This is a genomic window from Rhodococcus sp. Leaf278, assembly GCF_001426085.1.
In the GTDB taxonomy this organism is placed as follows: Bacteria; Actinomycetota; Actinomycetes; order Mycobacteriales; family Mycobacteriaceae; genus Rhodococcoides.
In genome coordinates, this window is the sequence record NZ_LMRR01000044.1 from 118,800 (window position 1) to 132,915 (window position 14,116).

At 63.6% G+C, this 14,116-nt stretch carries 13 protein-coding genes; 4 read left to right on the plus strand and 9 right to left on the minus strand.

What is annotated here, in order from left to right:
• Nucleotides 1-111 precede the first annotated feature (111 nt).
• From ASG84_RS24940 to ASG84_RS24960, 5 genes are read right to left on the minus strand one after another with little or no spacing between them, the layout of a single operon-like run.
• On the minus strand, nucleotides 112-1,431 hold the full coding sequence (locus ASG84_RS24940; protein WP_057479643.1) for an ABC transporter substrate-binding protein: 1,320 nt from the start codon (nucleotides 1,429-1,431) through the stop codon (nucleotides 112-114).
• Nucleotides 1,428-2,471 (minus strand): branched-chain amino acid ABC transporter permease, encoded by a 1,044-nt coding sequence (locus ASG84_RS24945; RefSeq protein WP_057479644.1) that lies wholly within the window; start codon nucleotides 2,469-2,471, stop codon nucleotides 1,428-1,430. Before ASG84_RS24945 ends, ASG84_RS24940 begins: the two co-directional genes overlap by 4 nt.
• Before the next feature lies 1 nt (nucleotide 2,472).
• The gene (locus tag ASG84_RS24950) at nucleotides 2,473-3,351 is read right to left on the minus strand and encodes a branched-chain amino acid ABC transporter permease (protein WP_032405283.1); all 879 of its coding nucleotides are present in this window, start codon (nucleotides 3,349-3,351) and stop codon (nucleotides 2,473-2,475) included.
• A gap of 22 nt (nucleotides 3,352-3,373) precedes the next feature.
• The gene (locus ASG84_RS24955; protein ID WP_057479645.1) at nucleotides 3,374-4,096 is read right to left on the minus strand and encodes an ABC transporter ATP-binding protein; all 723 of its coding nucleotides are present in this window, start codon (nucleotides 4,094-4,096) and stop codon (nucleotides 3,374-3,376) included.
• Complete coding sequence (locus tag ASG84_RS24960; RefSeq protein ID WP_235581836.1) at nucleotides 4,086-4,907, minus strand: ABC transporter ATP-binding protein; 822 nt, start codon at nucleotides 4,905-4,907, stop codon at nucleotides 4,086-4,088. The genes ASG84_RS24955 and ASG84_RS24960 overlap by 11 nt, the downstream gene beginning before the upstream one ends.
• Nucleotides 4,908-5,055: 148 nt before the next feature.
• Here ASG84_RS24960 and ASG84_RS24965 point away from each other — a divergent pair, with 148 nt between their 5' ends.
• From ASG84_RS24965 to ASG84_RS24975, 3 genes are all read left to right on the plus strand, one after another.
• Nucleotides 5,056-6,360 (plus strand): PucR family transcriptional regulator, encoded by a 1,305-nt coding sequence (locus ASG84_RS24965; RefSeq protein ID WP_235581837.1) that lies wholly within the window; start codon nucleotides 5,056-5,058, stop codon nucleotides 6,358-6,360.
• A gap of 229 nt (nucleotides 6,361-6,589) precedes the next feature.
• A complete protein-coding gene (locus ASG84_RS24970; protein ID WP_057479735.1) occupies nucleotides 6,590-8,788 on the plus strand; it encodes a VanW family protein in 2,199 nt (732 codons plus the stop codon).
• A 160-nt stretch (nucleotides 8,789-8,948) separates the two neighbouring features.
• The gene (locus ASG84_RS24975) at nucleotides 8,949-9,440 is read left to right on the plus strand and encodes a flavin reductase family protein (protein ID WP_057479647.1); all 492 of its coding nucleotides are present in this window, start codon (nucleotides 8,949-8,951) and stop codon (nucleotides 9,438-9,440) included.
• 182 nt (nucleotides 9,441-9,622) lie between these two features.
• On the opposite strand, the gene ASG84_RS24980 is transcribed toward ASG84_RS24975, so the two are convergent.
• From ASG84_RS24980 to ASG84_RS24990, 3 genes are all read right to left on the minus strand, one after another.
• Complete coding sequence (locus ASG84_RS24980) at nucleotides 9,623-11,458, minus strand: acyl-CoA dehydrogenase (RefSeq protein WP_057479648.1); 1,836 nt, start codon at nucleotides 11,456-11,458, stop codon at nucleotides 9,623-9,625.
• Between the two features lie 79 nt (nucleotides 11,459-11,537).
• Nucleotides 11,538-12,161: a class I SAM-dependent methyltransferase gene (locus ASG84_RS24985; protein WP_057479649.1), complete on the minus strand. Its 624-nt coding sequence runs from the start codon at nucleotides 12,159-12,161 to the stop codon at nucleotides 11,538-11,540.
• Nucleotides 12,162-12,184: 23 nt separating this feature from the next.
• Nucleotides 12,185-13,249, minus strand: coding sequence for a DUF4185 domain-containing protein (locus ASG84_RS24990; RefSeq protein ID WP_235581838.1), 1,065 nt, complete (start codon nucleotides 13,247-13,249; stop codon nucleotides 12,185-12,187).
• A gap of 185 nt (nucleotides 13,250-13,434) precedes the next feature.
• Here ASG84_RS24990 and ASG84_RS24995 point away from each other — a divergent pair, with 185 nt between their 5' ends.
• Nucleotides 13,435-13,869, plus strand: coding sequence for a MarR family winged helix-turn-helix transcriptional regulator (locus tag ASG84_RS24995; RefSeq protein ID WP_057479651.1), 435 nt, complete (start codon nucleotides 13,435-13,437; stop codon nucleotides 13,867-13,869).
• Between the two features lie 6 nt (nucleotides 13,870-13,875).
• On the opposite strand, the gene ASG84_RS28030 is transcribed toward ASG84_RS24995, so the two are convergent.
• Nucleotides 13,876-14,037, minus strand: a complete 162-nt coding sequence (locus ASG84_RS28030; protein WP_200936680.1) for a hypothetical protein — start codon at nucleotides 14,035-14,037, stop codon at nucleotides 13,876-13,878.
• Between the last annotated feature and the right edge of the window lie 79 nt (nucleotides 14,038-14,116).

Below are 14,116 nucleotides of genomic sequence, written 5' to 3' on the forward strand. Positions count from 1 at the left end.
ACGATTCGGGGGACACAGGGTCGGCGGATCCGGCAATCGAGGGGTTTTCGGATCTGCCGACCACAACGGAAAAAAGGGGCACGCCACCGCGTGCCCCTTTTTCGTGTCCGATCAGCCGGGGATGCCACTCTCCGGCGGGGTCGATTCCTCACCGGTGTATTCCTCGACGGCCGAATCGCCGATGTCCGTCTGCAGCACCGGAGTCAGGTACTCGGGAACTCCGCCGCGGATCTGGAAGACACTGGCACCGGAGATTCCGAGGTGACTTTCTTCCGAGTACCGGAACGGGGCGAGTTGCGGGCCCTCGAAGTCCTGTCCGCCGTCCTGAATGGCGGCGACGATGCCCTCGCGAGTGGGATTCTCGCCGGCTGCCTCCAGCGCCTGCACGAATGCGTATGCCTGGCTCAGACCGTAGATGCGGTAGTTGGTCAGTGGATCGCCGGTTACGTTCTCGGCCCAGACCTTCTGCCAGAGTTGGGTCCACGGATTCTCCGGGGAGTCGATGCCGGGGATGTACTCCAGCGAGATCATGCCTTCGAGCGACTGCGCACCGTCGGTGACGGCACCCTGGGAGAAGCGTCCGAGCAGGGAGCCGACGAGGTCCACGTCGGAACCGATCGAGCTGTAGAACCACTCGGGGTCGTAGTTGAGGCGCATGGCGGTCAGCTGACTGAGCGCGGTGTACGAGGGCACGTTGAAGCCGAGAATCAGATCGGCTCCGGCACCCTGCAGCGCTGCGATCTGAGGTGCGACGTCGGTATTGCCCGAGGTGTAGCGCACGACCTCGACGATTTGATCGTCGAGATACTGGCGCACCGCCTCCTCGCTGTCTCTGCCGAGGTCGTCGTCCTGGAGGAACAGGCCGACCTTGGCGTCGGGCCGGTTCTTCGTCACCCAGTCACCGATGATCTTGCCCTCGACCTGGTAATCGGGCTGCCAGCCGAAGGTATTCGGGTACTTCTCCGGATCGTTGCCCCACATGATCGCGCCGGAGGAGACGAACAGATCCGGCACACCCTCCTCGTTCAGAAAGTCGATCACTGCGCTGTGGGTTGCCGTGCCGAGTCCGCCCACGACGGCGAACACCTCGTCCTGCAAGACGAGTTCGTTGACGACCTGCGTGGTGGTGGTCGGATCGTACGAGTCGTCTCGAACCACGTACTCGATCTGCCTACCGTTGATGCCGCCCGCGGCGTTGACGTAGTCGAAGTACGCCTGCGCGCCCGTGGGGATTTCGCTGTAGCCGGGTGCTGCGACCCCGGTCAACGGAAAGTGGGCACCGATCTTCACCGAGGTGTCGGTGATACCTACCGTCGAGCCTTCCGAGGATTCCGTCGCCTCGTCTCTACCGCCTGCGCCGCACGCTGCGGCCAACGAGACGACGGCGACGAGTGCGGTCGTTCTGACCGCCACCGATCCGAACTTCTTCATTTCATCTCTTTTCTGGTTGAACGCAACCTTCGATACGTGCCCACCAGACCCAGTGGGGCGAACAGGATGACCAGGACGGTGAAGATTCCGGTCACCAGTGGTGCGAGTTCGGCGGATTGCAGACTGCTCAGCCCCAGATCGAGACCGAGGTTGGTGACCACCGGCGGGATGTAGGTCAGCAGTATTGCTCCGATCAGGGCCCCGGACAGAGTTCCGAGCCCACCGATGACGACGGCCGAGAGCAGCGTCAGTGAGAGGGTCAGCGTGAATCCGCTCGGTGCCGCGATGCGTGCCGACATCGCCAGAACAGCGCCACCCGCGCCCGCGCAGGCCGCGCTGACGACGAACGCCAGAATGCGTGCGCGACCGAGGTCGATGCCGGCCAGTTCCGCGGCGACCTCGTCGTCCCGGACGGCCCGCCAGCGGCGGCCGATCCGACTCGCGGAGACGTTCGCCAACAGGAAGAACACGATGACGAGCAGTATCCAACTGACATAGGCGACGAATTTCGTTCCGCTGAGCTCGTTTCCGGTGACGAAGAACATCGCGTCATCGATCAGGTCCGGCACTTTCGGAGCCGGGACGACCAGGCCCTGTTCGCCGCCGAGGTAGTCCGAGAAGTACAGGGCCAGACCCGGGACGGCGACGGCGAGTGCCAGCGTGGCACCGGCCAGGTACGGCCCGTGCAACCGGGCGGCGGCCACTCCCACCACTACACCGACCACGGCCGAGATCACGGTGGCGGCGAGCAGTACCAGGGGTACCGACCATCCTGAATCGTTGGCGCGCAGCATCAGTGCCGCGGTGTAGGCGCCGACGGCCATGAACGCGCCGTGTCCGAGGGAAAGCTGGCCGCTCAATCCGGTCAGCACGGTCAGGCCACCGGCCGCGATCGCCAGGTAGGCGACCGAGGTGAGCTGGCTCTGGCGGAAGGTGCTCAGTGATTCGAGTGCGAGCACGATGACGACGAGTCCGATGACAGCACAGAGGAAGTGGCGTCGAACAGGCGTTGCCGTGAGGCGGGTGATAGTCGCGTTCATGTCAGACCCTCCTGGCGGCTGCGCTGGCGAACAATCCGCTCGGGCGGACCAGAAGTACGACGATCAGGATCACCAATGCCGCGCTGGACACGAGATCCTGGCCGAGGTAGCCGCTGACGAAGCTGAGTCCGATGCCCATCAGCAAGCCGCCGACCACCGCTCCCGCCGGGCTGTCCAGGCCACCGAGAACTGCTGCGACGAAACCGAATACGACGATCGAGTCCATGTAGCCCGGATGCACCAGCGAGCCTCCTGCGATGAGCAGACCCGCCAGTGATCCGACGACTGCCGCCAGCGCCCAACCGAGGGTGAGCATGCGGCTCACGCGTACTCCCAGGAGCTTGGCAACCTCCTGCTCGAAGGCGCTCGCCCGCATCTTCAGCCCCAGATCGGTGAAGCGGAACAGCAGGATGAGCAGCGCCAGTACCACCAGGACGGCGATGATCTTGAAGATGTCGTAGCCGGTCAGCGCCACGTTGATCTCCCCGATCCGCTGGCCTGTGAGGCCGAACGGAGCTGGGAAGGAACGGAATTGGTTGCCGAAGATGATGGCTGCCACCGCGTGGATGATGATGAACAGTCCCAGCGTCAGGATCACCGGGTTGATGTGCGATGAGCTGTCGACGAACCGGATGACGAGTCGTTCGATCAACGCCCCCAGCAGTAGCCCGCTGAGGAGTGCGACTCCGAATCCGATCCAGTACGAGTACCCGGCGTCGATAACGACGAGTGCGACGTAGGTGGTGATCATGGCCATCGGAGCCTGGGCGAAGTTGACGATGCGTGTCGATCGCCAGATGAGTACCAGAGCGAGCGCGAAGGCGGCATAGATCATGCCGGTCGTCACGCCGTTGATGAGGATGGTGAGCAGTTGTTGCACTGTGGCAGGAGTCCTTTCGGCTCTAGAACCCGAGATAGGCGTGTCGGAGGGCGTCGTCCCCGGCCAGGGTGTCGGCGGGGCCTTCCATCGCGACCTTGCCCAGATCCAGGACTACGGCGTGTTCGGCAATCGACAGTGCGCTGCGTGCGTTCTGTTCGACGAGCACGACGGTCATCGATTCGGAATCGACGAGTGCCCGGAGCGTCTCGAAGATCTGGGCGACGACTTTCGGTGCGAGCCCCAGAGACGGTTCGTCGAGCAGCAGGACCGACGGTGTCGCCATCAGCGCTCGGCCGATCACCAGCATCTGCCGTTCTCCGCCGGAGAGGGTGTGCGCGGACGAGGTTCGTCGGCCGGTCAGGGGAGGAAACATCTCGTAGATTCGGTCGAGGGTGACGGCGTCGTGACTTCTGTTGCGTCCCAACGCTCCGAGTCGGAGATTTTCGTCGACGGTGAGTTCCGCGATCACTCCACGACCCTCGGGGACGTGCGCGAGCCCTTTGCGGGACATGCGATCCGGTGCCACGCCGACAACATCGACACCGGCGAGCTCGATGCGTCCCGATACCGGCCGGATGAGGCCGGACACAGTGCGAAGCAACGTCGTCTTTCCTGCTCCGTTGGCACCGAGCACGGCGGTGATCGCCCCGGCTGCGACGGTCATCGACACCGAATCGAGGGCGGTGACCGGCCCGTAACGCACAGTGAGGTCGGTGATCTTCAGGTGTGCCGCGTCAGTCGTCATGTGCCACTTCGTTTCCGAGGTATGCAGCGAGCACGGCGGGGTCCTCGCGGATCTGATCGGGCGTCCCCTGAGCGATGACCTTGCCGAAATCGAGTACGTAGATCCGGTCGCACACACTCATAACGAGGTCCATGTGATGCTCGACGAGCATGACCGACGTTGCCGGTCTTTCCGGTTCGGAATCTTTGGGTACTGCTGCAAGAGAACGGATCTCCTTACCGAGCTCGCTCATTTCGTCGCTGGACAGGCCCGAGGCGGGTTCGTCGAGCAGCAGCAGTGTCGGTTCGCTGACGAGAGCACGCGCGAGTGCGACTCTCTTGCGCACCGCGTAAGGCAGGCTCGGCGGCAATCGGTGAGCGTGGTCGTCGATTCGCAATCGCTGCAGCATGGCCATTGCGACCGAGCGGACCGCGGCGTCGTCGGAGGAGCTCGACGGCAGCCCGAGGAGTCCCGCCAGGACTCCGGTTCGAGCCGTTCGGTCGGCACCGATCATGACGTTGTCCAGTACGGTCATTCGATCGAACAATCCGAGTCCCTGCAGGGTTCTGCTCATGCCGAGTCGGGGAAGGTCGTGCGGTCGGAGTCTGGGCAACGTCTTGCCGTGTCGGCCGAGTGTTCCCGATTGCGGGCGTACGAGTCCGCACGCAACGTTGAACAAGGTCGTCTTGCCGGCCCCGTTGGGTCCGATGACGCCGAGGACTTCGCCGGGGCGGACGTCGAGGCTGACTCCGGAGAGCGCGACGATTCCGCCGAACGACACTTCGACGTCCTTCAGGGTGAGAACCGGGTCCATCGTGTCGAGAGAGTTCAAGTGACGCACCTCACAATCTGTTGCGTTCACTATGGGGCGTCGCGCACAACGGGCGATATGGACGCTGCGCACAGAATTTTTGGGTCGCTGGGCACCAGTACCGGTCAAATCGCCCTGTGATGTGGGCTCAGTGCGCAAAACTGTCAGGGTGGTTGCTCCTGGTGCTCGACGCGTATCGACGCGATCCGCTGCCCGCGGGGCGGTGACGGCCTCCGATCAGGAGAAGATTCGCAGCGCGTGGGCGGCGTTGACGCCGCGAGCCGACACGATCGCGGATTCCATCACGTTGGCACTCATCGAGCAGGAACCCGCCTACCTGGCGAGCTCCGCTCCGGACATCGCGGGCGAGATCAGGCGCAGTACCCGTGAGCACATCGGCCAGGGTCTTCGCACGCTGTCCGGCCTGCCTGCCGCGAACGACAACACCCGCGAGGTGTGGCGTCGCACGGGGAGGGAGCGCGCTCGCCAAGGTATTCCCATGGAGTTGGTACTGAAGGCGTACACGCTCGGGAGCCGAACGCTCTGGGAAGAGTTGATGCTCGAGCGAGAACAATGCCGATCCAGCATCGACGAGCATCTGCTGCTGGTGGCGGGTCAGCAGTTGTGGCGTGCGCTGGACAGTCAGTACGAAACTCTCGTCGAGGCGTACCGGCAGGAGAGTGCCCGAATGCAGCAGCGGGACATCGCCAACGTCCTGGAGATTCTCGACGGACTTCGATCGGGCCGTGGCGGCGATCCTGCATTCGTCATCGAAACTCGTGCCACACTGGGTCTTTCGGCTTCACAGCAAATTGCGTGCGTCGTCGGCCCACTCGACGATCAGGGATCTCCGCCGTTGCCCGCACCCGAGGACGCGTTAGATCAGATCGGCGCGGTATCGCATTGGAACACCAGGGACGGCCATCAATTCGCGCTCGTCGCGCTCGCCACCGGGTCGTGGAATTCTGTCGTCGATTCCCTCGCAGCGCAGGCTGTGGGGCCGGTCGGGGTCGCGCATTCACCCGAGGGTGTGTCGTCGTTCGCGGCGGCGTACCGGTTGGCGGCGCTGACGGCCGAGACCATCACCGAGGGCAGCGGCGTGGCGCTGGCGACCGAGCGTCTGCCTCGGGTGATCATGGCTGCCGATCATCAATCGTCGGAGTTGCTCGTGCGGCACGCTCTCGGCAGCTTGTGGACGCATCCGGAGCCACACCGCGGAACGCTGCTCGACACCTTGGCGCACATGCTTGCCTCCGACGGTTCGCCGACCAATGCCGCGAAGGCGCTCTACTGCCACCGAAACACGGTGATCTATCGGGTTCGACGGATCGAGGAGTTGACCGGGCACGATCTGACCGATCCCCGAGATCGGCTTCTGCTTACTCTCGCCCTGGTCAGGACGGGGCACTGGACCCGTGCCGTCGGTCAAGGGGACAGTTCGACGCCCCGCGGATCATTCAATCGAATGAATTGACGAGACATTTTTTTACTCGGTGTAACGAGCAGTCGAAGAGTGCATATATTCCAGGTGGCTCCGTGCTGCTGCCTGACCCCCGACCCGGCAGCAGTGCGGAGCCTTTTCCGTCCGGATACCGAATATCGCCGAGTGAGCGTCGCCGTTCGGTTTGCGTAAGCTCGTGCGCGGGGTACTCGGTGCCCACAAGTAGAACTTTCATCGAACGGTGGTCCTGGAAGGGTCGAACGTGAGCGAGGGCAAGAGTAGGTCGGGCGACGCGCCGAAGGGCGACGAGCTCCCCGATGTACCGCCGTACGACGCTCCCACCGAGACATTCGGAGTGGTTGGGAACGGGGCCGAACCATCGAAGCCCAGCTCCGAAGCCGATCGGGGCGAGCAGACTGCTTCCGAGCCCGGTTCCGATGTCGAAGTTACCGACACCTCTTCTGGCGACGACGCCTCGACCGCTGAATCCGCCACCACGGAGGCAGTCGAATCTGCCGGTCCGACGGACGCAGTCGAGTCCGATTCGTCGGCCTCGACCACGCAACAGACGCCGGTCGCGGACGAATCTCCTACCGTGGCACAGCCCGTCGTTACCGATCGGCCGGTGGCCGCCGAGCAGTCCGATGCTCCTGCAGAACCGCCCTCGGGTCCTGTCAGCGACGTTGGTACGCAGGCAGATAGTGATGCGCCGACCGATGTGCCCGGCGCTACGCCGCCGTGGCGGAAGATTGCCATCGGCACCGGTGCGGTATTCGCTGTTCTCACACTGCTGTATGCAGCGGATTGGTTCAGTTCGAGTGACCGTGTGCCTCGCGGTGTCACCGTTGCCGGCATCGACGTCGGCGGCAAGGCTCATTCCGACGCCGAAGCGACACTGCGCGCCGAACTCGGACCCCGCGCCGAGCAACCCGTTCAGGTCGACGTCGGTGATCGGCAGGTCGACGTCATTCCCGTCGCTGCCGGTCTCGGGGTGGATTGGAACGCGACGCTGGACCGCGCGGGATCCCAGCCCATCAATCCGATCACTCGGTTGACGTCGTTCTTCGGTAGCCGCGAGATCGGCGTCGTGTCGACCACGGACGAGCAGGCATTGGCCGTCGCCATCGACGGACTCCGAGCCGAGACCGATCGCGCTCCCGTCGAGGGCGATGTCGTGTTCGAGGGTGTCACTCCTGTTGCTGTTGCACCACTGGAGGGTCGGGTGTTGGATGCCGACGGGACACGTCGAAACTTGCAGACCGAATGGGCTTCGGGGACAACGGAAGTGGCCTACGAATCCACCCCCGTCTCGGTTACGCAGGACGCGGTCGACCGAGCCCTCGCCGACGTTGCCGTTCCCGCGACGTCGGCTCCGGTGATCGTCGCGGGCAGGCAGAACGTCGACGCGACGCTGCCGACCGACCGCGTCGGCGAGGTTCTGCGCTTCGATCCGGACGGGCAGGGCGGGCTGACTCCGATCTACGACACCGATGCCGCCGCCGGCATTCTCGCTCCGCAACTCGTACGCACCGAGGTACCGCCGAAGGACGCGTCGTTCACGTTCTCCGGAGGTGCGCCGACCGTCGTACCCGGCGTGATGGGTGAGCTGGTCGAGTGGCGAAAGACCCTCGAGCAACTGCCCGCACTGCTGTCTGCGGACGGTCCTCGCACCACCGAGGCGATCTACGAACCGGCACCGCCCGCACTCACCACCGAGGATGCGCAGAATCTCGGTGTGCGAGAGGTGATCGCGGAGTACACCACCGGCGGATTCGAGTACGCGTCGGGCGTCAACATCGGGCTCACTGCAGACATCGTCAACGGTGCGCTCGTGAAGCCGAAAGAGACGTTCTCGTTGAACGGATATACCGGTCCACGGGGAACTGCGCAAGGTTTCGTCGAGTCGGGGATCATCGACAACGGTCGACCGGATCGCGCAGTGGGCGGTGGCATCAGCCAGTTCGCGACGACGCTGTACAACGCGTCCTACTTCGCGGGCATGGAAGACACCGATCACACCGAGCACAGTTACTACATCAGCCGATACCCGGAGGCCCGCGAAGCAACGGTCTTCGAGGGTGCGATCGACCTGAAGTTCACCAATCCCAACGACACCGGCGTGGTCATCGAATCGTTCGCCGATTCGTCCAGCGTCACCGTCCGGCTGTGGGGAACGAAGACCGTCGACGTCGAATCGATCACCGGGCCGCGCACTCGGCCCACCTCGCCGGATACCGTGACCCTGCCTGCCGGTGCCGGCTGCGTCGCGTCCAGTGGAGGACCGGGCTTCACCGCGAGTGATACACGGATCATCAGCGACGCCGCATCCGGCCGGGAGATTTCGCGCAACACCAGAACGGTGAAGTACGACCCGATTCCGATCGTGAAGTGCGTCCAGCCCGATCGGCCGGATCCTTCGCCGGCACCTCGACCCGACCCCGCGCCGGAGCCGGATGAGTGACGCCCGAGCTGATTCGAATCACCTCGAGTCGGACTGTGGCGTCGACGCCCGATCGGGTGTTTGCTGGTAGCAGGGACCTGCTGGAAATGATTGTGTCCGTGCGGGGGTTGCACTGCACAGGTGCTTCGCTGCACTCGACCACCGAAAGGGAGCATCGCTCATGACGCTCACACGTACCGTCCTCGATCAGCAAACTCTGCGTGAGGCGTACGCGCAATTCCCCAGTGGCGTAGTGGCAATCGCCGCGAAGATCGACGGCGTGCTGGTGGGGTTGGCGGCGAGTAGCTTCGTCTCGGTATCCATCGATCCGCCCCTGGTGGCCGTGTGCATGCAGAACACGTCGACGACGTGGCCCAAACTCGAAGCGGCGCCCAACATCGGCGTCAGCGTTCTCGGTGAGGCGCACAACGATGCTGTTCGTACGCTTGCGGCCAAAACCGGCGACCGATTCGCCGGCCTCGATCTCACCGTCACCGACGGGGGTGCCGCCTTCATCGTGGGTGCAACGGCGTGGCTCGACACCACCATCGACCAGCAGATCCCCGCGGGCGACCACACAATCGTATTGCTGCGCATTCATTCCCTGGACGTGCAGAGTGAAGTGAACCCAATCGTGTTCCATGGCAGCAAGTTCCGCAAACTTCAGCAGTAGTTGCTGCCGCTCCACCTGCCTCCCGCGGTGCGCTAAGTGTCCACAATTCGCTTCGCGAGGCGGGATCCCGTCGTCGACGGCAAATAGTGGACAGTCACCGCACTTCGCCCGAACCACCACCCAGCGCACACACGACAACGGCCGCACCCGTGAACAGGTGCGGCCGTTGCAATGTCAGTGGATCAGAACGCTGCTTCGTCCAGTTCCATGATGTCGTTGTCGATGTTGGTCAGGATTGCACGCGTCGAGGTGAGCTGCGGCAGGATGTTCTTGGCGAAGAACGAGGCCACTGCGATCTTGCCCTCGTAGAACGCCTTGTCCTTGCCCTCTGCACCGTTGTCGAGTGCGGTGATGGCAATTTCGGACTGACGCAGCAGCAGCCAGCCGATGAGCAGGTCGCCGAAGCCCATCAGGAAACGCACCGATGCCAGGCCGACCTTGTACAGCTCGGTGGGCTGGTCCTGTGCGCCCATGAGGTGCTGGGTCATCGAGGTGACGATGGCCTGCACGTCTTCGAGCGCGGTGGCGAGCAGTGCGCGCTCGGCCTTGAGTCGGCCGTTACCGGCTTCGCTGTCGATGAACGACTTGATCTGTCCGGCAACGTGAGCCAGCGCAACGCCGCGGTCGCGGGCGATCTTGCGGAAGAAGAAGTCCTGCGCCTGGATGGCGGTGGTTCCCTCGTACAGCGAGTCGATCTTGGCGTCGCGGATGTACTGCTCGAGCGGGTAGTCCTGGAGGAAGCCGGAGCCTCCGAGGGTCTGCAGCGATTCGGCCAGCACCTGGTAGGCGATTTCCGAGCCGACGCCCTTGACGATGGGCAGCAGGAGGTCGTTGACGCGGTACGCGATGTCGGCGTCGGCGTCCGAGACCTGCTTGGCGGTGATCGGATCCTGGTGTGCGGCGGTGTACAGGTACACCGCGCGCAGGCCCTCGGAGTACGCCTTCTGCATCATGAGGCTGCGACGCACGTCGGGGTGGTGCGTGATGGTGACGCGCGGTGCGGTCTTGTCGGTCATCTGCGTCAGGTCGGCTCCCTGGACGCGTTCCTTGGCGTACTCGAGTGCATTGAGGTAGCCGGTGGAGAGGGTGCCGATTGCCTTGGTGCCGACCATCATTCGTGCGTGCTCGATGACGTCGAACATCTGCGCGATGCCCTTGTGGACCTCGCCGACGAGCCAGCCCTTGGCGGGAACGCCGTGGCCACCGAAGGTGAGCTCACAGGTGGCGGAGGCCTTGAGGCCCATCTTGTGCTCGACGCCGGTGACGAATGCGCCGTTGCGCTCGCCCAATTCGCCCTTCTCGAAGTCGAAGAGGACGGACGGTACGAAGAACAGGCTCAGACCCTTGGTGCCCGGTCCGGCACCTTCGGGGCGGGCGAGCACGAGGTGGAAGATGTTCTCGAACAGGTCGTCGGAGACGGCCGAGGTGATGAAGCGCTTGACGCCCTCGATGTGCCAGGAACCGTCGTCCTGCTTGATCGCCTTGGTGCGTCCGGCACCGACGTCGGATCCGGCGTCGGGCTCGGTGAGGACCATCGTGGCACCCCACTGGCGCTCGACGGCGACCTTGGCCCATTCCTTCTGCTCGTCGGTTCCGTTGTGGAACAGGATGTTCGCGAAGCCGGGGCCTGCGGAGTACATGAAGGCTGCGGGCTGCGAGCCGAGGAGCATCTCGTTGATGCCCCACAGGAGGTTGCGCGGGGCAGGCATGCCGCCGATCTCCTCGTCGAGGCCGACGCGCCACCACTCACCGTCGGCGAGGGCCTTGTAGGACTTCTTGAAGGATTCGGGAAGCTTGAGGCTGTGGGTGTCCGGGTCGAAGACCGGGGGGTTGCGGTCGGCGTCCGCGAAGGACTCGGCCAGCGGGCCCTCGGCCAGGCGTACTACCTCGCGCAGCATGTCACGGGCTACTTCACCGTCCATGTCGCCGAAGTTGTCGCCTTCGAGTGTCTCGTCGAGTCCGAACATCTCGAAGAGATTGAATTCGAGGTCCCGGAGGTTGCTCTTGTAATGGCCCATTGCTCGTTCGCTCTCCAGTCGGTGGTGCGGTCTCGTGAGTACCGCCCAAGTTAGCTACTCGTCGGTAACTTAAGGGATGCTACCCCCGATCCGCGTCGCTGCCAAGGGCAGACCTACTCGCCAGTAGTAGTGCATCGATCGCAGTGCCGTCGCTCACGTCTCGATACCGATTCTCGGCCGTCACGATGGTCAGGCGGGAGTCGATGTCGGACACCAAATCCTCTGGTGTGTAGAGGATTTCGGGTTCCTGTGGGCCCCCGACGCCGTGCTCGATGTTCGCAGAGTGGTGTCCCAGAATCATGAGGATTCCATCAGGTTTCAGCGCTGAAACTGCGGTCGACACGGCTCGGCGTCGCTCCTCCGGCGGCAGATGAAGGTAAAACATGAGAACCAGGTCATAGTTCGGCGAGGGTGACAAATGCGTCACATCGGCACGTACCCAGGTCAGGCGTTTGCGCACCGACTTGGGTGCAGAGGCTGCCACATCATTGGCCCGTGTCAAGGCCACAGAAGAGAAGTCGACGGCATCGACGGTCCAGCCGCGGGTTGCCAACCAGATGGCGTTTCGACCCTGGCCCGACGCGAGATCCAGTGCGCGACCACGTTTCAGCGTGGTCGCGAGCTCGACCAACGTTGCATTCGGTGCCTCGCCGTACACGAGTTCTCGGCGGTCGTACTTGCGATCCCACTCTGCGGCGTCCACCTGCGGCAGCCTAGTGGGGGTAACTACAACGTGGCGCGCAGCAGCAGAACGTTGTAGTTCTGGTAGACGGTCGCCAGGAAGTACAGGTCTCGTCCCGTCGAGAACGGGTGGATGTACGGCGCGTAGATCGAGCTGACCTCGCGAGTGTCGACCAGAACCTCCGGTGGGCTCCACGGACCGACCGGCGACGGTGAGCGACGCAGCACGATCGAGTTGGCATTGTCGGTCGTCATCATCAGGTACTGCCCGAGAGTGGCGTTGTACGCGACGGAGAGTTCTCCCACCCCGCCGACGATGGGTGCCGCCGCGGCCGGGTCGCCCTTCTTCCAGTCCTGGCCGGTCCAGTACTCGTATTCGCCCAGCTTCGCGATGTCCTGCTCTTTGACCCGGGCAACGTGACCGAGGTTGAACCGGCCGGGCGGGGTGCCGTATTGGTAGAGGTAACCGCCGTCCTTCAGGTACGCGCTCTGCTGGAAGTTGCGGTCGCCGCCGACGCTGGGACGCTGGGTCTCCGGCAGCGGTGCCCAGTTCTCCCCGTTGTCGTTCGAGACTGCCAGTCCGGAGAAGTTGGTCTCCCAGGTTCCGGCCGGACCCCAGTTCTTCACCGACATCAGGTTCAGATACTGAGTGTCGCCGACGGCCACGCCTGCCGTCGGGATTCGACTGATCTCGACGAACGGGATCTTGGGGCTGGGTACGACCTCTTTCGTCTGACCCAGAGGATCGCGCACGATGCTGTCGAAGTTCATGCCGTCGGCGAGGTTGCGGTCGGCGCTACGAATGATGGCATTGCTACGCCACGACCACAGGCTGCCCTGCAACAGGTTGGGTATGCCGAGTCCGGCGGTGTCGCCGAATGCCGTCAGCACCTCACCGCGGCCGTTGTCCCACATGATGCCGAGATCGGTGCCGATCATGTTGACGTTCTGGGTGTTGTTGGGGCTCGACATGCCGGTCACCTGGGCGACGGCCTGGGCTCGGCCGTGCAGCTGCGGCAGCCCGAATGTGCCGTTGAGCCCCGCTATGGGATTGACCGCATTGGGATTCGCAAGGGCATTGGGGCCGGTGACCAGCAGCGAAGCCGCCATGGTCAGTGTAGCGACGGTCAATGCTCTGGAACCTACGCGACTCAAGACGTTCCCCCGATTTCGATTCCACACCCCGATAACGTCAGGAACCATATCAGCGGTTTGTTCGTGGGGGTAATACATCGACTGATCCGCTGTTTCGGGGTATTCGGGCGATTAGACCTCGATGTCGTAATCTGGACATCGTGAGTGATCTACCCGATTCCGGGCTGGCCAGGGATTTGTCCGTCAGTGCGATGCGGCTGAATCGGAGGCTGCGTCTACGCCATTCCAGCGACAGATTGCCCGTCGCTCAGCTGTCGATTCTGACGACTCTGCTGCGCGAGGGGCCGATGACGACGGGTGAATTGGCGGCGCGGGAGCGAATCAAGCCACCGTCGGTGTCGAGGTCCTCGCATACCTTGGTGGAGTCGGGTCTGATTTCTCGGGCACCGCACCCGACGGACGGTAGGCAAGTTGTTCTGCAGCTGACCGAGACCGGGACCGCTGCCGCGCGCGAAGAGGTTGCGTCTCGGGAAATCGCACTGGCCGAGCAGTTGGAGAACCTGACGGCTCAGGAGCGGGAGACGTTGGCCGCCGCGGCCGGCATTCTCACCGAGATCGTCGAACAGGTCGACTGAAATCTGTCAGTTGTCGTTGCGGACTTGGTGATCGAGGGTGTCGATGTCCCATTCGAGAGTTGAGCCCAATTCTTCGGAATCGCCCCGGCGTGCGACGCGACCGAGGACGGTGGCGACAACTACCGCGCACACCATCCATACGGTGACGACTATCCACAACCCGGTCATGACACACTTTCTAGCACCCGTGTCTGTGAAATCGCGGAGAAACGGTGATTCGGCTTTGTTGCGATTCGATATTGGTCGT

What these genes read in the sequence shown, in the direction of transcription:
- ASG84_RS24940 (WP_057479643.1), bottom strand. Translation starts at nt 1,431, where the DNA reads ATGAAGAAGTTCGGATCGGTGGCGGTCAGAACGACCGCACTCGTCGCC.
- ASG84_RS24945 (WP_057479644.1), bottom strand. Translation starts at nt 2,471, where the DNA reads ATGAACGCGACTATCACCCGCCTCACGGCAACGCCTGTTCGACGCCAC.
- ASG84_RS24955 (WP_057479645.1), bottom strand. Translation starts at nt 4,096, where the DNA reads ATGACGACTGACGCGGCACACCTGAAGATCACCGACCTCACTGTGCGT.
- ASG84_RS24975 (WP_057479647.1), top strand. Translation starts at nt 8,949, where the DNA reads ATGACGCTCACACGTACCGTCCTCGATCAGCAAACTCTGCGTGAGGCG.
- ASG84_RS24980 (WP_057479648.1), bottom strand. Translation starts at nt 11,458, where the DNA reads ATGGGCCATTACAAGAGCAACCTCCGGGACCTCGAATTCAATCTCTTC.
- ASG84_RS24990 (WP_235581838.1), bottom strand. Translation starts at nt 13,249, where the DNA reads ATGGCGGCTTCGCTGCTGGTCACCGGCCCCAATGCCCTTGCGAATCCC.
- ASG84_RS28030 (WP_200936680.1), bottom strand. Translation starts at nt 14,037, where the DNA reads ATGACCGGGTTGTGGATAGTCGTCACCGTATGGATGGTGTGCGCGGTA.